The sequence below is a fragment of the Pseudoalteromonas piscicida genome (genome assembly GCF_002208135.1).
Classification (GTDB): domain Bacteria; phylum Pseudomonadota; class Gammaproteobacteria; order Enterobacterales; family Alteromonadaceae; genus Pseudoalteromonas; species Pseudoalteromonas piscicida_A.
In genome coordinates, this window is record NZ_CP021646.1 from 3,265,172 (window position 1) to 3,285,846 (window position 20,675).

At 42.1% G+C, this 20,675-nt stretch carries 19 protein-coding genes; 6 read left to right on the forward strand and 13 right to left on the reverse strand.

The window, feature by feature from the left end:
• Positions 1-553: 553 nt before the first annotated feature.
• From B1L02_RS15065 to B1L02_RS15075, 3 genes are all read right to left on the reverse strand, one after another.
• Positions 554-2,740, reverse strand: coding sequence for a hybrid sensor histidine kinase/response regulator (locus B1L02_RS15065; protein ID WP_088531689.1), 2,187 nt, complete (start codon positions 2,738-2,740; stop codon positions 554-556).
• Between the two features lie 106 nt (positions 2,741-2,846).
• Positions 2,847-3,449: a response regulator transcription factor gene (locus B1L02_RS15070; RefSeq protein WP_088531690.1), complete on the reverse strand. Its 603-nt coding sequence runs from the start codon at positions 3,447-3,449 to the stop codon at positions 2,847-2,849.
• Positions 3,446-4,426 (reverse strand): sensor histidine kinase, encoded by a 981-nt coding sequence (locus B1L02_RS15075; protein WP_223191990.1) that lies wholly within the window; start codon positions 4,424-4,426, stop codon positions 3,446-3,448. The genes B1L02_RS15070 and B1L02_RS15075 overlap by 4 nt, the downstream gene beginning before the upstream one ends.
• Before the next feature lie 246 nt (positions 4,427-4,672).
• Here B1L02_RS15075 and B1L02_RS15080 point away from each other — a divergent pair, with 246 nt between their 5' ends.
• The 3 genes from B1L02_RS15080 (at position 4,673) to B1L02_RS15090 (ending at position 7,563) form a co-directional block, all read left to right on the forward strand.
• Positions 4,673-5,536 (forward strand): DMT family transporter, encoded by an 864-nt coding sequence (locus tag B1L02_RS15080; RefSeq protein ID WP_088531692.1) that lies wholly within the window; start codon positions 4,673-4,675, stop codon positions 5,534-5,536.
• Positions 5,533-6,255 (forward strand): glycerophosphodiester phosphodiesterase, encoded by a 723-nt coding sequence (locus tag B1L02_RS15085; RefSeq protein ID WP_088531693.1) that lies wholly within the window; start codon positions 5,533-5,535, stop codon positions 6,253-6,255. Before B1L02_RS15080 ends, B1L02_RS15085 begins: the two co-directional genes overlap by 4 nt.
• 93 nt (positions 6,256-6,348) lie before the next feature.
• Positions 6,349-7,563, forward strand: a complete 1,215-nt coding sequence (locus B1L02_RS15090; protein WP_088531694.1) for a methyl-accepting chemotaxis protein — start codon at positions 6,349-6,351, stop codon at positions 7,561-7,563.
• Here B1L02_RS15090 and epmA read toward each other — a convergent pair.
• Positions 7,560-8,534 carry an elongation factor P--(R)-beta-lysine ligase gene (epmA, locus tag B1L02_RS15095; RefSeq protein ID WP_088531695.1) on the reverse strand — a complete coding sequence of 325 codons (975 nt, stop codon included), beginning with the start codon at positions 8,532-8,534 and terminating at the stop codon, positions 7,560-7,562. The genes B1L02_RS15090 and epmA overlap by 4 nt on opposite strands.
• A 67-nt stretch (positions 8,535-8,601) precedes the next feature.
• Entirely contained in the window at positions 8,602-9,168 is a 567-nt protein-coding gene (efp, locus tag B1L02_RS15100; protein WP_010605834.1) for an elongation factor P, read from the reverse strand.
• Between the two features lie 42 nt (positions 9,169-9,210).
• On the opposite strand from efp, the gene epmB reads away from it, so the two are divergent.
• Positions 9,211-10,227: an EF-P beta-lysylation protein EpmB gene (epmB, locus tag B1L02_RS15105; protein WP_088531696.1), complete on the forward strand. Its 1,017-nt coding sequence runs from the start codon at positions 9,211-9,213 to the stop codon at positions 10,225-10,227.
• 93 nt (positions 10,228-10,320) lie between these two features.
• Here epmB and B1L02_RS15110 read toward each other — a convergent pair whose 3' ends face one another.
• Positions 10,321-10,530 (reverse strand): hypothetical protein, encoded by a 210-nt coding sequence (locus tag B1L02_RS15110; protein WP_010368721.1) that lies wholly within the window; start codon positions 10,528-10,530, stop codon positions 10,321-10,323.
• A 185-nt stretch (positions 10,531-10,715) separates the two neighbouring features.
• Between B1L02_RS15110 and B1L02_RS15115 the strand changes: the two genes are divergently transcribed.
• Positions 10,716-11,009, forward strand: coding sequence for a prephenate dehydrogenase (locus B1L02_RS15115; protein ID WP_088531697.1), 294 nt, complete (start codon positions 10,716-10,718; stop codon positions 11,007-11,009).
• 56 nt (positions 11,010-11,065) lie between these two features.
• Positions 11,066-11,725: a phosphoglycolate phosphatase gene (gene gph, locus B1L02_RS15120; RefSeq protein ID WP_088531698.1), complete on the forward strand. Its 660-nt coding sequence runs from the start codon at positions 11,066-11,068 to the stop codon at positions 11,723-11,725.
• A gap of 371 nt (positions 11,726-12,096) precedes the next feature.
• Here the strand turns inward: gph and B1L02_RS15125 are convergent, their stop codons facing one another.
• From B1L02_RS15125 to B1L02_RS15155, 7 genes are all read right to left on the reverse strand, one after another.
• Positions 12,097-12,891, reverse strand: a complete 795-nt coding sequence (locus B1L02_RS15125; protein WP_088531699.1) for a TauD/TfdA family dioxygenase — start codon at positions 12,889-12,891, stop codon at positions 12,097-12,099.
• Positions 12,891-13,871 (reverse strand): L-tyrosine/L-tryptophan isonitrile synthase family protein, encoded by a 981-nt coding sequence (locus tag B1L02_RS15130; RefSeq protein WP_088531700.1) that lies wholly within the window; start codon positions 13,869-13,871, stop codon positions 12,891-12,893. The genes B1L02_RS15125 and B1L02_RS15130 overlap by 1 nt, the downstream gene beginning before the upstream one ends.
• Before the next feature lie 16 nt (positions 13,872-13,887).
• Positions 13,888-15,501, reverse strand: coding sequence for an NAD(P)/FAD-dependent oxidoreductase (locus B1L02_RS15135; protein ID WP_088531701.1), 1,614 nt, complete (start codon positions 15,499-15,501; stop codon positions 13,888-13,890).
• Between the two features lie 9 nt (positions 15,502-15,510).
• Entirely contained in the window at positions 15,511-16,689 is a 1,179-nt protein-coding gene (locus tag B1L02_RS15140; RefSeq protein ID WP_088531702.1) for a hypothetical protein, read from the reverse strand.
• Positions 16,690-16,697: 8 nt separating this feature from the next.
• Positions 16,698-17,489 carry an outer membrane lipoprotein-sorting protein gene (locus B1L02_RS15145; protein ID WP_088531703.1) on the reverse strand — a complete coding sequence of 264 codons (792 nt, stop codon included), beginning with the start codon at positions 17,487-17,489 and terminating at the stop codon, positions 16,698-16,700.
• The gene (locus B1L02_RS15150; RefSeq protein ID WP_088531704.1) at positions 17,470-19,836 is read right to left on the reverse strand and encodes an efflux RND transporter permease subunit; all 2,367 of its coding nucleotides are present in this window, start codon (positions 19,834-19,836) and stop codon (positions 17,470-17,472) included. The genes B1L02_RS15145 and B1L02_RS15150 overlap by 20 nt, the downstream gene beginning before the upstream one ends.
• A gap of 156 nt (positions 19,837-19,992) precedes the next feature.
• The gene (locus B1L02_RS15155) at positions 19,993-20,577 is read right to left on the reverse strand and encodes a TetR/AcrR family transcriptional regulator (RefSeq protein WP_167651261.1); all 585 of its coding nucleotides are present in this window, start codon (positions 20,575-20,577) and stop codon (positions 19,993-19,995) included.
• Between the last annotated feature and the right edge of the window lie 98 nt (positions 20,578-20,675).

Consider the following 20,675-nt stretch of genomic DNA (forward strand, 5'->3'; position numbering starts at 1 on the left):
TAAAGAACTATTTTTCTTTGTCAATAGTTCTAATTCATGTTCTCGACTGTGTTTTTTGCTATTGAAAGGCGGATTTAGGTATAGCTTTGCCTTGATGGTAAAAACCAATCTCACTTGAGATCGGCTCAATTCTGAGGATTATACCAATTAGTCTTAATACTTGCTCAATTTGAAGGAGCAAATCTGACGCTAACTGCGTTAAAAATTTCTCATTTAGAACAACTAAATAGCAAAATCTTTGCCTTGCCTACAGGACGTAGGTACCTCGGCGTGAGCACGACGCGGCAGCGGTGTTATCGACAAGATTTTCTCGCCTCAAAATAGACCACTTAATTAAGATAATTGGTATTAAATCTGCTAAACAAGAAATTAGTGAAAGGTTAATTTCGATAACAATGCACTTTCTCATTTGTTATCCAAACTCTGGTTTAACTTGTTTGACTATTGACGAGGTTTTCGGGCTGAAAAACGGGCCACATTATCACTTTACGATAACAAACCAAAACTGCGTAAAACAGATTGGACCGAATAACAAAGTATGTTCAGTTATTTCCTATGCAGATAAATTTTCTGCAGTATTTGATGGTGATTCTAAAATCGCAATTTGGGCATGTAATTCAAGCAATCGCTCAACCGAACGTCTAGCTACCATAGCAAGACCGTCCCAATCAACTTGCTCTTCCGAGTAAGTTAGCTGCACAGTTGCAGCTTGAACAAGCTCTGCAAAATTCACCATACCCAGCTCTAACGCTTCGTTTTCAATGTAGGCTAGTTTATCAGCGGCTAAATCCGTTATATTCAACTCTGTGAGTCCTTTGATTTGCGCAATTTCGTACTCAAATCGATCTGCTAAATACATCAATTTTGTCGCCAGCACACCTGAATTTTCACGGTTTGCGAGATCCATAAATCTTGATTGATCAATTAACGTTTTACATTCTAAACGCGATGCTGTCTTTACTGTGGCACATTCAAGTGCTGCATATAAACGGCTTGGCATAATAGGCTTGGTTAAACAGTCCTGCATACCTGCTCGGAGGCATCGCCTCTTCAATTCAGGATCGCCATCACCCGTTAACGCGACAACCTTTACGCTAGAGGTAAAGCCAATTTCTTTGAAGCTCTCTTTAAACCACTCAAGACCATTACCATCAGGCAATCGCATGTCTAATAGAACAATATCGAAATTGTGTTCTAATAGCGCGACTTCAGCTTCTGCAAGACACTTAGCAATAGAAAACTCACTTACCATATCGTTTAAATAGGTGCTGATCACCTCAATATTCATGGCATTATCTTCAACTACAAGCACATTGAGTGCTAGTTTTTCTGTATTAAACTCCGCGCTCTTTAACGGAATATCGCTACACTGGCAATCTAACTTAAAGCTAAACACGGTACCATTGCCAAGTTTACTATCGACGTTAAGTTCAGAGTTAAGCCCTTGCAATAGTTGCTTACATAACGCCAGCCCAAATCCTGCACTTTGCGAGATGGATTGTTCGGTATTTAAAGTGACAAAGGGCTCAAAGATCTTTTCCATTTGCACTTCGGTCAACCCTCTGCCCGTATCCTTAATCGCAAAACGGATCGTTTGCATATCCTCAGCACGGTTTGTACCTTCGAGAATAAGTGTAATCACGCCTTTATCTGTGTATTTAATCGCGTTAGAGAGCAAGTTTCTTAGTACCAAGGACAATGTATCTTGCTCGACAACATGAACGTCTTGCGGATAAAGCCCTTTAACCTCAACCCTTAAACTCAGCCCTTTGGCCAACGCCAGCGGCTGTAAGAGGCGTACTAACTCTTGCGAAAGACTATAAAGCGAAACAGATACGCGGTTTTGCGCAGCATACTCCCCCTTCGCTTGCAGTAAGACTTGATTAGCCAAGTCTGACATCGACATCGCAGCATGAACGATAACATCACACAACTGGGCATGGCGGTTTGGCTCTCGCGGCACTTTTTTAAGCGACTCAGCATGACCAACAATAGCATTCAGTGGCGTTCGTAGTTCATGACTCAATAGCGTTAAGAATTGACCTTTGATTAAAGCTGACTGCTCAGCAGCAGTTTTTAACATATCCAGCTCTTTTTCACGACGGCTGCTACATAAAAGACATAAAGAAAAGCACAACAACAACGGCATCGTGCTCGCTGAAACAGAGAAAAATTGATTCACCCAATTTGCCGAAACAAGGCTATCTGTCACTGAGTAGCCGCCAATCATTAGCACTCTAAAAGTAAGTACTGCCAGTAAGCTCAAACACGAAAGACCAAATGCCCAATGTGCCGCACTGAACTCCTTAGACAATAACGTTTGCCCTTTATTCAACGCTCGCAGACAGTAGAGCATGGCCATTGCCCATACAAAATAATTGATGACAACACGAGCAACAAAATTAAAGTCCACGTACAGAAAGTAAGTAAAACTTGGAATGCCCAATGCGGCCAAAACATACCAAGGCATATAGTTACTTTTCACAGCAAAAAATGCGTCGACACCACGAGCAAGATAAAAAAGCCCAAATGCGATAGTGAGATTAGGAATAAAAATTGAGAACGTAATTGGCAGCGCATGGGCTGCTAACAGACCACAACCAATTGCGGTCAGCGCAATGAAAACAAGCCAATCTCGAGTGCCGGGTAGACCTTTATTAATCAACCAGTTTACGGCCATAAAAACTGTACAAACCACAGTCGTTATTGCGGTAACTTGAATAAGTAATTTAGGATCCATTATCGCACTCAAAATTAATACATTATTATTACTTAGTGAATGATGCAGTATATTACCGCACAGGATTATTTTGAAGTATTAACTGGATATATGCTATTACACCTAGTTACAGCCACCCTTTTTGCTTAGCTATTCTTGCCGCATCTACTCGGTTTGTCGCATGTAATTTCGCGATTGCATCAGATAAATAATTCCTTACCGTTCCCTCACTCAAAAATAACTGTCCTGCGATTTCAGCCGTTTTTAATCCCTCGCTCGCTAAACGCAACGCTTTGCGTTCCTTATCGGTAAGTGGATCAGCATCCTCTAATGCATACAGGGCGAGCTCTGGGTCAATGACCTTATGTCCATTCATTACCTTCTTTAGCGTTGATAGCAAGTACTCACTAGGCGCTTCTTTTAATACAAAGCCATTTACCCCTAAGGTGATAGCGCGACGAATATAACCCGCCTTTGAAAAGGTTGTCATGATTACCACTTTTGTGTCTGGCATTTTTTGTTGTAAGTGCTGAGCAAGCTCAAGCCCAGTGACTTGTGGCATTTCAATATCCGTTAGCACGATATCAGGCGTTAACTTTGCTAACTTTTCCTTTGCAACTTGACCGTTTTCAGCCTCGCCAACCACCTCAATCTCTCTATCTAAGCTCAATAATGCCGCAATAGCTCCTCTTACTAATGCTTGATCTTCAACAATAAAAACTTTGATCATCCTGCTTCCCCTAGTACCGCCTTAAAGTATCCGCCCTGTTCGGTGTTATAAAATAATTGGCCACCACATTCTTTCAATCTGGTACGGATCCCCATTAAACCATTTCCTTCTTTTATGAACTTTATAGAACCGTTATCTTTAATCTCCACAAAAACATTATTCTTGTCTTGCCGCAGGGTGAAGCAAACCTTATCAGCGTCGCTGTGGCGAATAATATTGGTGCATACTTCTTTAGCAAAAAAGCACAAGCATGCCTCGCTTACTTTATCCAAAGTGACTGCCTGTAATTCTAGTGTTACGGCAATACCCTTATCTTTTAGCCTTGATGCCAAGATATGCAGCTGGGCATCAAGTGCAAGTTGATGGTAGCCTGTGACAGCTTGGCGAACTTCGCTTAGTGCTTCTCTCGCTAAGTCTGCTACCTGCTGCGCTTCTGATTGCGCTTGCTCTAATGCATTTGCAGCAGCAAATTTACTCGCCAGCTCCGCCTTTAATGCTATTGAGCTGAGTGAATGGCCTAGTAAATCATGTAGGTCGCGCGCAATACGCTCTCGCTCAGCCACGGCGCCCAATCGCTTAATTTCCTCTTCACTTTGCCTCTGCAGCTCTTTATGTACTCGCTCTCGGTGTGACATCCAGCCAAAAATAAAGAGTCCACATGCCACACATAGAGCTGGCATCAAGAAATAAACCGCTTGCTGGGTGGCGATAAATTTAGCCGTTAGCAATACCAGCGCAATGATGATTAGCATCGCAATGATTTTATAGCGAGGCAGAAAATTAAAACCGCAGAAAAAAGCAATAAAGCCAAATAATGAACTCGTCCCGGTCGTCACCCAACTACCTGCGACACAAAGCCCTGCCATCAGCACTAAATTCATCACCAACGCATTGCCCGTTTTTGTAATACTCTGCCAATAGAGCAGGACAAAGCTAAGGTACACAATAACTTGCAACGCAATAATAACTGCGCTCAATTGTGCCCAGTTAAATATTAATGGGAAAAAATAAAAGGTTGAAAATATTAGGGGTCCGGCATTCCAAAATGAGCGCCGCTTTTCTACTAGGGTAAATTCTGTGGTAATGGACACAAGCTTCTCTGATTCACTTTTTTTATTATTATTTCCGTTTAAGCGCAAAATGTTGAGTGACAAGTGTCAACAATCTTGTCATCCCAAAGCGATTAAATGATAGACTGTTAAAAAACAGTTCTAATATCCAATATGCGCCCACAACAATCCGCTTTGCTCTCGCTCCATAGTGCCGTTTTATTATTTGGTGGAACAGCATTATTTTCAAAATTAATTTCACTCTCAGCACTGGATATCACCGTTTACCGTACCTCCGTTGCTTTCATTGTGCTACTCCTCTTACTAAAAATACAACGGCAGCCGCTTAAATTAACACACAAAAAAGATTATCTTACGGCTTTAGTTCTTGGAGTCATTGTGGGACTCCACTGGGTGACCTACTTTGCAGGCATGCAGTTGGCGGGAATTGCTGTTGGGATCATTGCCTTTTTCACCTACCCCGTGATCACCGTTTTTTTAGAGCCACTCTTCACTCGCAGCCGTGTACAGCTAAAAGATTTTATCAGTGCCAGCGCCGTGTTATTTGGTATCTACCTATTAGTACCCGAAGCTAACCTTGGCAACCAAGTTACACTGGGGATTATCACAGGTGTATTCTCGGGTGCACTTTTTGCACTACGCAACTTGCTTCAAAAACGTTTCTTTTCTCATTATAGTGGCCCGCACACGATGCTTTATCAAACGCTTGTTGCATGCCTCATGCTGTTGGCATTTGTGGAAGTGCCAATTCAACAAGTGACTACACAAAACCTCTGGTTAATCTTGCTTGCAGGAGCAATATTTACGGCCATTCCTCACGCTTTATTTGCCTCTAGCCTGCGTTATTTATCTGCCACCACAGCAGGGTTAATTTCTTGTTTACAACCATTGTATGGAACGCTATTAGCTTATATTCTGTTACACGAGACGTTAACACTTACAACATTACTAGGCGGGTTGTTGGTCGTTAGTGCAGCCTGTTTTGAAACTTGGTCTATTACAAGGAAAAAAGCATGATTCAAGTCTTAGCGCACCGTGGAGCCAGTGGCAGCTATCCAGAAAACACACTTGCTGCAATAGCAGCAGCTCTCCATATTGGCGTTGATGGTATTGAGTTGGATGTGCAAAGTTGCGCGGATGATTACGCCATTATCCACGACACGTGGCTAGACAGAACCACTAACGGCGTGGGTAGAGTCAATGAGCAAACTCAGGCCTACCTTGCCACGCTTGATGCCGGTAAAGGGCAATCGATTCCAACACTGCAGCAAGTGTTCGCCACGATAGGTAAACAGACAGATATCAATTTAGAATTAAAACACACCTTTGGCTTAGACAAATTCGTTACTTATATTGAAGAACATATCCAGCAAGGCGTGATCACCAGAGAGCAGCTACTCATCTCTTCCTTTGACCATCACCAACTATTGTGGTTGAAGCAAAAATTACCTTGGGTAAGAATTGGCGCGTTAACCGCTTCTATTCCAATACATTATGCGCAATTTGCCGAATCACTTCATGCTTACAGTATTCATATGGATAAAAACTTTATTAATCATGAATATGTTCTGGACGCAAAATCTCGCGGACTAAAGGTATTTGCTTATACGGTCGATAAACAACAAGACATAGATATGATGCTAGATTTTGGCGTAGATGGTATTTTCACCAACTTCCCATGCCAAACCAAAATGTATTTACAGGGCATTGGTGCTTACGCCACCCCAATTGAGTAACTGCTTGATCGCTTTAGCATTGTTATTCCATTTAGCTCATCTATACTGAGACAAATAAAGTGGCACAATGATGAGCCCAATATGAGTTTATATATGCGCATTTATAATTTTTTAGAAGAGACGTTTTTCTTTACCCTAACACGCAAAATTGTTGGCAATTTAGGTTTTTTACTTCTCTTTCAAGCAATTAGTTTATTTTGGTTGTATTCGGAGCTATCCCAATCTGGCGCGAATATGGGGCTATTTTGGCTGATCACCATTGTGATTGTTGCTGCGTTTGCGTTTACCGTCTTCTATATGCGCTTTTTAATCGTGCGACCTGTACAAGCGATGAAAGAGTCATTGGAGCGTGTTAACCGCCAAGACGGTAACTTAGATGCAAAGCTGCCACAATTCACTTATGACGAATTTAGAGACTTAAGTGAGCAGTACAACACCTTTACCACCCACCTTAGTGTCCTTTTGGAAAAAACATATGAAAGTGCTGCTGCGGCGACACAAAGCAACTGCGATATCACCAGTTCCATGCAAAGTACCGCAAAGTATGGACAGCAGCAGCTGAGTCAAGGCGACACAATTATTGCCGCTTCCGATCAGGTCAGCCACAGTTTACAAAGTATTGTGCACAATACCGATCAGGTTTATCAGGCCAATACCGAAAGCTTGCATTTTGTTCGCGGTTCATCACAGTCGCTAACTAAGCTTGTCGCTGAAGTAAAACAAATCACCACGCTACTAGGTAACTTTTCATCGACGGTTTCCGGTCTGAAAGAAAATAGTGAGAATATCCGCAACATTCTAAAAATGGTTGAAGAGTTTTCCGACCAAACCAACTTGCTTGCGCTCAATGCGGCAATTGAAGCGGCTCGAGCAGGTGAAGCTGGGCGTGGCTTTGCAGTGGTTGCCGATGAAGTTCGTGCGCTGTCGGTCAAAGTCAATGCGGCCACCCGCCAGATCAGCGATTTTATCAATCAAATGAACATGCTGGTTGGTGAAACCAATCAAGAATCAGAACAATTGATTTCTCACTCAAGCTCAGCAGAGAAAGCCATCAGCGATACCTCTCAAGGCTTTATTTCCATGAGTGATGACTTTGAGCGCAATCAAGCGCAACTAGAGGAAATCGTTAGTGCGGTGCACCAACTTGAAGAAACACAAAAACATACCCACCAAGCGGTGCAACAAATTGTCGAATTAGGTCAACAGTCTAAATCACAAATTGATGGCGCGCTAGCTGAATGCCAAAGTGCGCAAAAGCTCACGGAAACCACTCAAAAAGAACTTACTCGCTTTGTTTCGCGGCGCTAAGCCCGCGAAACATCAAATGCGAGTACGTCGCTGATACTCGCTTTATTCAGCGCAAGCATGATCAGTCTATCTATTCCAAGTGCAACGCCAGCACAATCAGGGATCCCCGCGTCGAGTGCAGCCAATAACCGCTCATCCGCAGGCACTGGATGTAATCCCATCTCGGCTCTGAGTTGGTTATCTTGCTCAAAGCGCGCTCTTTGCTCTACCGCATCCGTCAATTCGTTAAATCCATTGGCCAGCTCCATGTTGCGATAATAGAGCTCAAAGCGCCCAGCAACGCGATTATCTTTCGGATTAAGTTTTGCCAGCGCTGCTTGCGATGCGGGAAAGTGATAAACAAAACAAGGTTTCAGTTGACCTATTTTAGGCTCAATTTCCATGCAAAATAGCAATTGCAGTAAAGTATCTGGATTATTCTCGATGGCTGCAATATCACCGTAACCGTATTTATTAGCGTGCGATTTTAATTCCGCTAGCGACACGCTCAAGGGGTCAAATCCAAGATGGGTCTCAAAGGCTTGCTGGTAAGTCATCGAGTCACTAGCCGGACAGTCCAATAACATCTGCATCAGCTCGTCGATTTCAGCCATTAAGTCAAATTCGTCAAAGCCCGGACGATACCACTCTAGCATCGTAAACTCTGGATTGTGATGACGCCCTGACTCTTCGTTACGAAACGCCTTACATAATTGGAAAATCGCACCACTGCCCGCGGCAAGTAGTCTTTTCATCGCATACTCTGGCGACGTTTGTAAAAATAAAGGCAAGCCTTGGCTGTGATTTGGGCCAACAAAACGAGTCTGGAAAGTATCTAAGTGAGGATCGGTTACTGAGGCCTGTGAAAGACTCGGCGTTTCGACTTCCATCACTTCACGCTCAGCAAAAAAGTGCCGTATCTTCGCTAAAATTGCAGCTCTATGCCTAAGTGTGTCTATCGTTGCACTCGGCTGCCAATTATTCACCGTCATTTTTTACTCCAAAAAAATCCCAGCAACATGCTGGGATTTATAAAACGTCGTAAATTGCTTTACGCTATTATTTTACGCGGCTTACGTATTCGCCACTACGCGTATCAACTTTGATCACTTCACCAATTTGCACGAACAAAGGAACACGAACAACTGCACCTGTGCTTAGTGTTGCTGGCTTACCACCAGTACCGGCTGTGTCGCCCTTTAGGCCAGGATCTGTTTCAGTGATCTCAAGTTCAACGAAGTTGGGCGGCGTTACTGCGATTGGGTTACCATTCCACAGTGTGATAGTGCAAACGTCATTTTCAACCAACCATTTTACGCTATCGCCAACTGCTTTTTCATCAGCTGCGATCTGCTCAAATGTTTCGTTGTTCATGAAATGCCAGAACTCACCATCAGTGTATAGATACGCCAGATCAGTATCCATTACATCTGCGCCTTCCACTGAGTCGCCAGACTTAAATGTTTTCTCTAGTACTTTACCTGAGATAAGCTTACGGATTTTAACGCGGTTAAACGCTTGTCCTTTACCAGGCTTGACCATTTCATTTTCTAAGATAGAACAAGGCTCGCCGTCCATCATAATTTTTAGGCCGCCCTTGAACTCGTTGGTGCTATAATTCGCCATCGTATCCTCTAATCTACGTATATTCGAGTAATTAACCTGCTAATGATACAAATAAATGAAGTAAATTTGCAGACTAACTGGCAAAAAGAATTAGCAAATGTTGTCACTGACCCACAAGAGCTACTCAACATCTTGGGGTTGCATGATCAATTTGATGCACGAGACTTTGCAGCTAAGCGCTTGTTTCCTATGCGAGTACCTCGCCCATTTATCGCTAAAATGCGCCACGGAGACCGTTATGATCCCTTGCTACTACAAGTGTTACCTGTACATCAGGAATATTTAACTGAAGCGGGATTTAGTAAAGATCCACTCGAAGAACAAGATGCACCTGTACCTGGTTTGTTACATAAGTACCGCTCTAGGGTATTACTCATGCTCAAAACAGGTTGTGCGGTCAACTGCCGCTACTGTTTTCGACGCCACTTCCCCTATCAGGATAATCAAGTCAACAAACGAACCTTAGAGCCGGTATTTGATTATTTGCGTGCCCATCATGAAATCAATGAGGTGATCTTAAGTGGCGGTGATCCGCTGATGGCCAAAGATGACATGATAGCTTGGGTGTTAGAACAATTAGAGGCCATACCACAAATTAAACGTTTGCGTATCCACAGTCGCTTACCGGTAGTGATCCCAGCGAGAATTACCGAAGAATTGTGCCAACGTTTAGCAAACAGCCATTTAAAGGTGATTTTGGTGAATCACATTAATCATGCAAATGAAATCGATGATACCTTTAAAGCGGCAATGCAAAAGCTTAAACAAGCCAATGTGACCTTACTAAACCAAGCAGTGCTACTTAAAGGAATTAATAACGATGTTGCGGTCCAAGCTCAACTGAGTGAAGCCCTATTCGATGCAGATATACTGCCTTATTATTTGCATTTACTCGATAAGGTAGAAGGCGCTAGTCATTTTGATGTAGAAGAGCGTGAAGCCAAGGCGATAATGGCTGAGCTTTTAGAAGTGCTGCCGGGGTTTTTGGTGCCTAAATTAGTACGAGAAATTGGTGGGCAGCCAAGTAAAACGCCGATTGACCTAAATTTACTCCCTTAAACGCGCAAAAAATCGGTGCTAATGACCCTAGCACCGATTGCTTTGCACATATCTATCGGACATGCCGAAGACAACGTGCCATCAGACATAAGCTTACGCGTATGTATTGATGTTGTTGCCCAGCGTTGCTGTCACTGATTTAGCTGGCGTTTGTGCTGCTGCACTGCTGCCCGCAGATTCAATTAAAGCAAGTGCGGCTTGTCCATCTGCTTTCTGCTGCTTTTTTGCCAAAACGGCGCTGTATACTTCACCGCTTTGACCCGCTCCAGACATAGCAGGTAGGTTACTTCCGGAAATATTCATAAGTGATTACCTGACTTTTTGATGGATCAGATTGGTTATCGGCGTATAAATTTAAACCTTTAGGATAAATTACGAGATAAATTTCCAATTCCTTTGTACTACCTATAAAAGGGTAGATTTACACCTGACATTTGTAAATGAAACCCTTAAAATAGGGCCTTTTAGTAGGGCGATTAGGACTGACCATGCAAGCCGTTATCGAAAAACTCAATGAAAATCTCAAGCTCATATACCGCCAAGCACTGGATGCGGATAAAAAACTCGATGAATTGCAGCAGCAAGGTCATGGTAAGTTTAAAGCGCTATTTACAGAAGAAGCGGGGTTTACGTTTGAAGCAAAACGCTTTAAACCTTATGTTTTAGATGTTGCAGCCGACGTTGAAGGTCTATCGACGACTGAAGAAATTGACGAGCAAAAACTTGCACTTGTTGTGAAAAAGCTACAAAGCCTATTACAACTACTCGCAACTTTTAAATAATTTATCAATTCTGGTTCTGTTGTTTGGGGCCTCTATAATGTACAAGGAATGAAATCATGTTTACATACCCAACTTGGGTTGGCTTTGATTTAGACGGTACTTTAGTCAGTACCGCTGAAGATATCGCCTACGCTTTAAACACAACATTAAACCATTACTATTTGCCGGATATTGAACTTGCCCTTGTTAAAACTTGGATTGGCAATGGTACAACGAAGCTGACTGAACGTGCGTTAGACTTCCATAACAATACCAATATTGACAGAGCCGAAGCGACTCGTTTACTTGAAACCATTTACGATGACTGTGTCACACGCTCATCCAGTTTATTCTCTAATGCAAAAACTACACTGCAGAGTTTACATCAGCAAAGAATTAAACTCGCTTTAGTCACCAACAAGAATACTTCACATACTCATAAGTTATTAGAGCACTTAGAAATTAAAACGATGTTTGACACAATTGTGTGTGCTGACACTTTGAAAAAGAAAAAGCCAGATCCACTGCCTTTATACACCTCTGTAAATAATATGAATTGCGAAGTACAAGATGGGTTTTATGTTGGTGACTCCATCAACGATGTGGCAACTGCACGAAATGCAGGTTGTAAAGTTGTTACCGTTGACTATGGCTATAATCATGGCAATCCAATTTCACAAAGTGAGCCTGACGCTATTATTAGTGATTTATCGGAAGTATTAGCACTATTCAATTAGGGCCTGTTGACCTTTGCTGTTTGATTTTTGTTCTCCTGAGTGTGTTTTGGTCGCGACGCTCGACTTGCCGCCTAGTAATCTAGGCAAAAGTTGAGCAACAATGAACAAAGCGCACTCAGGTGAACCCAAAGGGCTGCGCTTGATTGGCATTTCTACTGTGTTGCCCCACAAGGATGTGGGGTAAGGTGACTTTGCAGGAGCACAAAGTCTTTATCGCCTGACTCACATAGAACAACTATGCTACGCAGGCTCTGCCTTGTATAAATACCAATCAAACTGCTGCAAAAACAAACTTGAAAGATAAACAGGCCCTAATAATCTTAGATAAAAAAGCTCACATCCTTGTGAGCTATGAGAAAGTAAATACATTACTATAAAATATGAACCCGTTTTAGATGACGATTTAAGCCGCTTCCTTCAAAGCGACTGCGTCCATGTAATAAAGCCAGATTATCCACAAACACAAACTCGCCTTTCCTCCAACTATGTTTATAAAAGTAGTTCGACGAGTAAAGTAACGAGTTCATTTCTTTCAAAAAGACATCACTTTGATAAGTATCAAAACCTATCACCTGTGTCTCAACTGGATTCACTGCCATATTATCTTCATTGAAAGGTTCAATATAACGCATGCGAAGCTTGCCTGTCTTAGGGTGACGGCTTATTAAAGGAACTTCAATCACCCCTCCATAGTGGGCTTTCTTTTCCGTTTCATAACGGATCCGAATTTGCTTCCATTGCTCAATGGTATCGTTCGGTAGACTTTCTAGTAACCGTGTTGTATTCAAAAATGTAGTCTCTCCACCACCGGAGTTGGAACTACTCTGCAAGCATTGAAAGAAGTTAAACCTTGGCTCTTCTGAGGCGAATGCTCCATCCCAGTGCAACTCTACCTTACCCTCACTGAAAATATGATTTTGCGGTTGTTCTTGTATTTTTAAATCAAGTACATAACCGAAGTCCCACTGTAAAAGCGGACCGATCTCTTTAGCTACTAGCTCCATATCAGTATCATTGAGGGGCTCAAATCCTTTGAGCACAACCAGTCCTTGAGAAAATATTTCATCGATCAATGAAGCGATATTAAGACGCTCAACTCTTTGACAAGCCATAGAAGTTGCATCAATGACAACTCCAACGCTATCCAAGGCTTTAATTGTATCCATCACTCCGCTCCTCGATGAATACGCTCAAAATGGCTTGCACGCCCTTCGTTGAACACCAATACACAACCTAACTTCTCAGCTTGTTCACGCGGCATGAGTTGATAACTTGTATTATCTTTCACCAATACTGAATGCCATGGCGTTGTCCAGACATCAGTTTGTGAAACTAAAGAAATACCAATTTTTTCAGACACCAAGTATTGAGGGTGAATTGATAGACGTAACGCTTCAGGTAAGTGATCTTTCAACAATCGACTCCATGCATTACTCCTTTGGATCACTCGGTAGGCAGCTGTTTTAGCAACTTTTTGCAACGCTGTGCGGCTATAATCCGAAAACTTGTCAATGCCAGAGAAATCTTCCAACATAAAGCGTGTTATGCCTTTATACATCGTGGACGCTTCTTTTTCATTTTTCACGCGTTGACGTAAGTCTGACAAGCTCTCTCCGTAGCGGATCATCAGCTCTTCACGAAGTACAGTAAAGTCATCAACTTTGTCAAATACATCTTCTAAGTTAAAGAATTCAAAATAGTTAGGGTAATGACGAGCCGCGTATTGGCGTAGTGTATTTACGTACTGGCTGACATGTGAATCCGTGACATGAATGATATCGGCAAAAACACGACCATCAGAACAAATAGTGACTTTTGCACCGGGTTCATAAATAGATTCAATCTGTTTACAGAGATTGACTAAGCGTTCAAATGCATAGAACTCTCCTTTATCAGGCAAGAAACCCAGTGTTTTCGTTCTATTTGGTGACTTTGCAGGGAAAGCTGGCAATACCATATTAATAGGTTCGTTATTTGCGATGAATTGCTCAACCCTCTCTACATGCCCCGCGATCTGCTCAGTGAATGGTGCGTTATCTTCTATAGGTAACAAACGGCGTTGCTCAAAAATTAGTGAAATAATATCTTCTGCTAACGACTGTATTTGACAATCCTGGATGCGGTGTTTGGTAGCTAAATTTTCCATTTTCTTTGCCTAATTATTATATGTGAAAAAGCTGCATAGCATGGGTAAGTGATAATTTATCTTCGATAGCGGCTTGAACTACCATCGGCATTTTTTCTTCGTCAAAGTCGACCTTTTGAATTTCACATAAGCTACGTAAAAACCCCTGATAGGTGACTTCCAAAAGTGCATGATCTAACTCTGCAATCGCCGCATCGTCTAACATTGCACCTCTTGTGTGTGCGTGTTTCATACGTTGTCGCGTGAGTTCAATATCGAAAAAGTGTCCACGATTGTAGCGGTATTCATATCCTTTGATTAATTGAATAAACTCATCTTTTAATACGTGAATCCTTGCAATCGCTGCATTTTCTACCATCGCGATAGCTTTTTGATTGACTTCGTCTTGACTCATTCCATGCAGGCTTGGGCAATAACCATAACGACGAGACATAGAGGACGGTAAAATAAAACCAAACCAATGCATTAGTAATGCTTCAAAATGCGTTTTATGTACTTCATAACTACCATGGTAGTTACCTGTAATGTGCAACATAAAACTCTCATACCAAGAAAGAAGGTACGCATTGAATGCCTTTGTTTTACCAGCAAACATTTCTGCATCTTCGGCGATATCCGCCTCAATAAGTTCGCCAATCATGCGGTTAGCATCGGTTAGGTAAGCAGAACCTGGTGATAACAAGGGATCTAAAAAGGCTGATGACATTCCAGTTAAGAACCAGCGTTCTGTAGAAAAGGATTGCTTTGCCTTTCTAGATAGTCGCTTCATCGAGGTGTAATCTAATAATTCAGCGTGCTGTCCTAGAATTTCATTGAGTGCTTGATGAGAGCGTAAAAACTGCTCAAATTCTTCAGCTGAACGAATATTTAAATTCACTTCATTATTTTTAGCAGTAATCCCAATGCTAAAGGTATCTTGATTCAATGGAATTAACCAAATCCAATATCCTTTGTACATAAAGTGATTGGTAGCCAGTGCTCTACTCGTAAAGTTCGAGCGAGCACGCCACTCATCACTTCCAAGGTGATCAATCAGCTCAATATGCTTAAACCTTCCCCAGTATGAACTCACAGGATGGCGATCATTTTGTGATTCAATTAATCCAAGCTGTTTACCCAACGGTGAATTAAAGCCCGATGCATCAACTAAATAACGACAAGTATAAGTGCTACCACTGGTAACTACAGTGTGTCCTTGCTGCGCATCAAGACTAATTTCATTAACTGTAGTGCCCATTACAACATCGACACCTAGTTCACGATTAAACTGCACCATATCGTTATCAAACTTTTCACGGTCAATTTGATGCGCAGGGATGCCATGATACCAACTACGCCCAAGCTCACTCAGTTCTTCAACACTTAAATCGCGGTTATCACTATCAAAGTAAAAACGCAGTCCATGTTTGTATAGGTGGTTTGTTTCAAGGTAAAAACCAAGCTTTAAATCGTTTGCCATGTAGTCCCAAAAAGACTCCAGTGTCGACTCTCCAACCCAACTATTAAACGCCTGCTTTCTCTCTATAACCGTAATTTTCATATCTGGGTGAGCCAATTTTAGTTGTCTTGCCAAGCAAGCCCCCGCCATTGAACCACCAATAATCAATACATCTGCGTATTGGCTTACCATAATTTCTCCTTAAAGGTAGTAAGTCAGCCTAAGTTCTATAAAATCATCATCTTTAAACCCATAGGTCGCATCACGCTGGGTTTGCTCTAAAAACAAGTTTGCTTCAAGCGCTAGACTCAAGTGACTGGAGAGCCTAGTTGAAAATTCGGTTTTAATGGTGTGAGCCCCAGTGTCGTTATCAATTAAGACCCCAGTAATCATGCTCGTATCATCAACATCATTCCACGCGAGTCGCATGCCAATAAATGTCGCATCTTGATAGAGACGATTTAGATTCACCTGTTCTTCGGTATCTCTATGTAACTCCATGAGTAAACTGAGATCTTTGTTGGAATTGGCGATACCGTAAAAGTAGTATTCGGCACCGACGACATAAGCCCAGCTTTTCCCTCCCATTTGGTGATGGCGATGTAGCGCTTCAACCTTCCCAAGCAGATACTCAGACGTCCACTGTAAGTCCAATGCTGTTTGTTGAAGGCGCCGATAAATAGCATCGAACTCTTGATTATCATTAGGGCGTATAACGGGCTCCCTGTCGATGCCGTCGAAGTAGTAGGTTCCAACATCCCAATCACCTAGCACACCGCGATAACCTAATAAGTAGCTACCTCTATAATTAGCATCTCGGCCTACAAATTGCTCATCGGTTACAGCTAGTGGCAACGACAAGCGGTCATCAGGAAGGCCGAAATCACGCTCACGAAAATAAGGTAAAGACATGGCAAACCAGTGACCATTATCAGTAAAATGCTGATAATGGAGTAGTAACTCTCCAAGCTTAGCCTCGTTATCTAAATTTCGTGTCGGCTGCTTTTGATTGACGATATCAACCAAATGACGAGACTCTGCAACTCCCCAAAAAACAGTATTTACACCAACATTCAACTGTCCTTGTGAGAAAGAGCTAGTGATATATGCTTCTTGAATGTCGAATACCCTTATCCCCTCATTTTTCGCTGCACTTAATACAGGTTTAAACCCTCCGCTTAAGCCTGTCTTTAGGTTTTCAAAATCCAACTCCCACATCAATTTAGCATCGAATTCTCGGTCAAGTTGTGAGGCTCTCATTGGAGAGCCATTATACTGCCGAGTGCTAAGGTCAATGCTGGTGCTACTTTGCCACTCCATCTCTGCTTTCGCATAAGGAATGCAAGATAGCACAACAGCAAGCATCGCCTTGAATCGCATACCTCCCCCTATTTCAACGACGACTTAATAAAGTCGCGAGCACTCAAGGCAATATCAAATTGGTAGTCTGAAAACTCTAATATCGTCTTTTTGCCCGACTGATGATTTTCCATTGTCATGGTAAGCGGGCGCCAGTACGCCTGTTGATATAATTTGTAGTTATCTAGGCTCAATGTTTTTAAATGACTGCCTTTTCTATCGTAGAAGTCTATTTTTCTAACTTGATAATCCTTGGTATCTATTAATGCACGTTGTTTGGTATATCCCGAGTTTTCATATTTTGGAAACCGATCTATCACCGCACATGTCAGCTCGCCACACGCCTCTTCCGATACATATTCATAGCTATACTTATTGAGTTCTTGAGCTGTAAAATCTTCAAACGCAAACTCGCTGCCAACAAATGGTCCCGATTTGTTGGCAGAAGAGATCCGTTTAACACGCTTAAGCGCTGGGAGATATAACCACTGATCATCAGCATCTATAATTTGCGCATGTGAAAGCAGCTTGGTTTCTTTTACATCTGCAGGAGAGTTAAAAATAATAAGGCTTTTGTCACCTTTGTCTTCATCTGCCACTTCCATGGTTTTCATGGTCAATAAGCGTTCGGTTTCTTGGCCTTTCTTGTCTATCAAACGCATTTTTAAATCAACCGAACTGACTTCAAAACCTCGATCTGAACGATCTGCTTTAGCTGCAATGTTGTAGCCTAGATTGTCTTGCGTTGCGTTGCTGGCAAAAGGTATAACCAGCAATCCGATTGCTAAATGCGATAAAAACTTAGACGTTGTAGATTTCATTTTTCGCTCCTTCTTGAATAGACGCTTTGCTCGCTTGCTTTGATCTTTTAGCCAGTAACATAAGCAGCGCGGGTAAGAATAAAAAGTCCACGATGAGTGCCATGACAATGGCAAGTGCAGTTAGCAGCCCCATCTGCGCATTGATCATAAAGGTTGAATAGGCCAACACTGCGAAGCCGCCAGCCAGAATAAATGTGGTCAGTAAAATAGCTTCACCGACGGTTTCAAAGGCATACTTCACCGCACCTGCTGGGTCCAATCCCTGCTCTCGTCTCGCCCGTAAATACTTGGATAGGAAATGCACGGTATTATCAACAATGATCCCTAAAGAAGTTGAAGTCACCGTAGCCGCCGCCACACCAACTTGACCGACCAATATAGCCCAAATACCAAAAGTGAATAGCATCGGAATTGTGTTGGGTAGAATACTTGCGATCCCATATTTAATACTTCTCAGCGTCATCACCATAATCAAGGTGATCACGATAACGGCAATTAAATTACCGCTGAGCATGCTTTCTGCGTTACGCTGGAAAATATGTGAGAACATTACGGTCGCACCGGTTGCTTTAGCATGCATAGCATCTGGTGTATGGTCGACTAGCCAAGCCTCAGTGCGAGCGATAAAAGATTGGATCTGGCCAGTTGAGAGGTTATCTAGAGTCAAGCTTACTCGAGTTGCCGATTTATCCATACTGATCCTGTCCGTCAGGTCTAACCCAAATGGCAAGGACATTTCATAAAGCAGGAGATACTGCGCTGCTAACTCTCTATCAGCAGGTAAACGATACATACTGGTGTCATCTTGATGCATATTTTTGTTGAGACGCTTAACAATATCCGTGTAACTATAGACATGAACCACCTCTGGTTGCATTCTCAGCCACTGTGTAAATTGATTCAGATTGGTAAGATATTCAGGTTCACTGATCCCACCTACTTTGCCACTTTCAACATCAAACTCAACCACATAAATACCAGTAAGGTTTTCCATGGTAAAATCAGTATCACGGCGAAACTCCACTCGATGATCAAAGTACTTCACAAACTCATCATTGAGATCAATATTAGGGACCACGTAGGCACTAGCCGCAATCGCAACAACAGTAAATAGCAAAATAGCTCGATATTTCTGCGCGACAACACCTCCAAAACGACCCAGGTAATGAGATAACATGCTTGTACGAGTTGCATAGCTCTTTTTGTCTGGCAAAATGGCGATGAGGCTGGGTAGTAAAATTAGAGATAATACCCAAGCAGCAGCAATACCAAATGCTGTAATGTTGCCCAAATCGGCAAATGGAGGGGCATCCGACATGTTAAGAGTTAAAAAGCCTACAATTGTAGTCAAGCTAGTTATAGATACGGGAACGAAGTTAATTCGTAAACTTTCCACTATCGCGTGATTTTTTTCGTGTCCTGCTTTTCTTGCTGCATAGTAAGACAACAAAACGTGTATGCTGTCAGCTATCGCTAGCGTTAGAATAATAGTTGGTGCGGTTATCGAAATAGGAGTTAATTGAATACCAGCGTAGCCACTGATCCCCATAGCAACAACACTTGAGAAAATCACCACAGATACAGCTGCAATAGTTCCTGGAAAACTGCGTAATCCACAGTACATTACAATGATCAAAACCAAATACATGATAGGCGTAAGGGTTTCGGCATCTTGCTGCCCTGACTCACTAAACGCATTGTTTAGCATCGAAATTCCAGAAAGCGCAAACACTAAATCAGGATTCTCTTGCTGTGCTTTTGCAACTATTTCGCGAACATGCTTTACCGCTGTCGGTACCTCAGTCAGTGATTCACCTGGGTACTGAACGGTAATATTGATACCTGTCGTCTTACCGTTATTTGCGATCAAGCGCTGTTTTAATAAGGGTTCTTGTTGTGCAATTTCCGCTTTTTGTAAAATGTCTTCTTCACTTAATGACTGGATGTTTTTCATCAAGTCCGCAACTATCAGCTCATCTCCCTCCGCGTAACTATGCTGAAAGTTAGTCACAGAGTCGACTCGACTAGCATAGGGTGTTTGCCACGCAGCCTCTGTCAGCTGCTCAACCACCATTGCGTGTTGTTTGGATAAACCGTTACCCTCTTTTTGATGCACAACAATAAGAATATTATCGTTCTTGGTGTACTTGTCCTGAAAAGCTTCAAAAGCCAGTAGTTCGGGGTTTGAAGCGCTAAAAAATGCCCGATAATCATTAGAAAATGTTAAGCCTTTTGCCCCAATACCAATTGCAATACAAGACATGATACTGAATAGTAAACACAAGTATTTATATCTAGTGACAAACTCACCGAGTCGCTTAGCAACTCCTTCTAGCGATGATCCCATTGTCTCTCCTTAAATAACAGAACAACCATTCTGATATAAAATAAAAAAATAGCTAAAAGCTTTTCTTCACGATCACTTCTAGCAATTAAGCAAACGCTTTGGGTAATCTTTACTGATCACTCAATTCAAATCTTTATCACGACGTATTATCTTTCGTTACTTCTGCGCCATCATGTCAAAAATCGTAGTTAAGTAATGTCTCAGAGTTTCACGATGGAAATCTCCTTTTGCCATCACGGCTACACCTTGAAGCACACCAAGTAAACAAAAGCTCAAACTGTTTGCATCAATCTCTTTGCGAATCTCACCTTGCGCTTGCGCTTTTTCAATGAAATCTCGAAACTGCGCACTCAACGCACTGTAGACCTGTTGCACCGCTGAATTCATATCAGGGTCGGACTCACCCACTTCTGTGGCCGTATTACAAATCAAGCAGCCATTAGCACCATGCGCTGCAATGTTTTGACTATACAAGTTAAAAAATGCAGTTAAGTCTGCCAAACAGCCATCGCTTGCACTTAAACGCTTAAGCCCAGGTCCAATTTTACGCAGAGAATACTCCTGCAAACAGCGTTGAAACAATTCCTTTTTATTACCAAATTCTTGGTAAAACCCGTACCGACTAACACCAGTACAAGTGACTAACTGTTCCATGGAAGTATTCCTATACCCTTGCTTCCAAAACAGGATTGTCGCTTGTTCCAATGCTTTATCGACATTAAACTCTCGCGTTCTTCCCATAGGCTCCTCAAAAAACAGAATATACATTCTGAAATAAAAAAGTCAACAAAATCACAACAAAATAATAAAACCGTAACAATTGGATTGTTACGATTTTA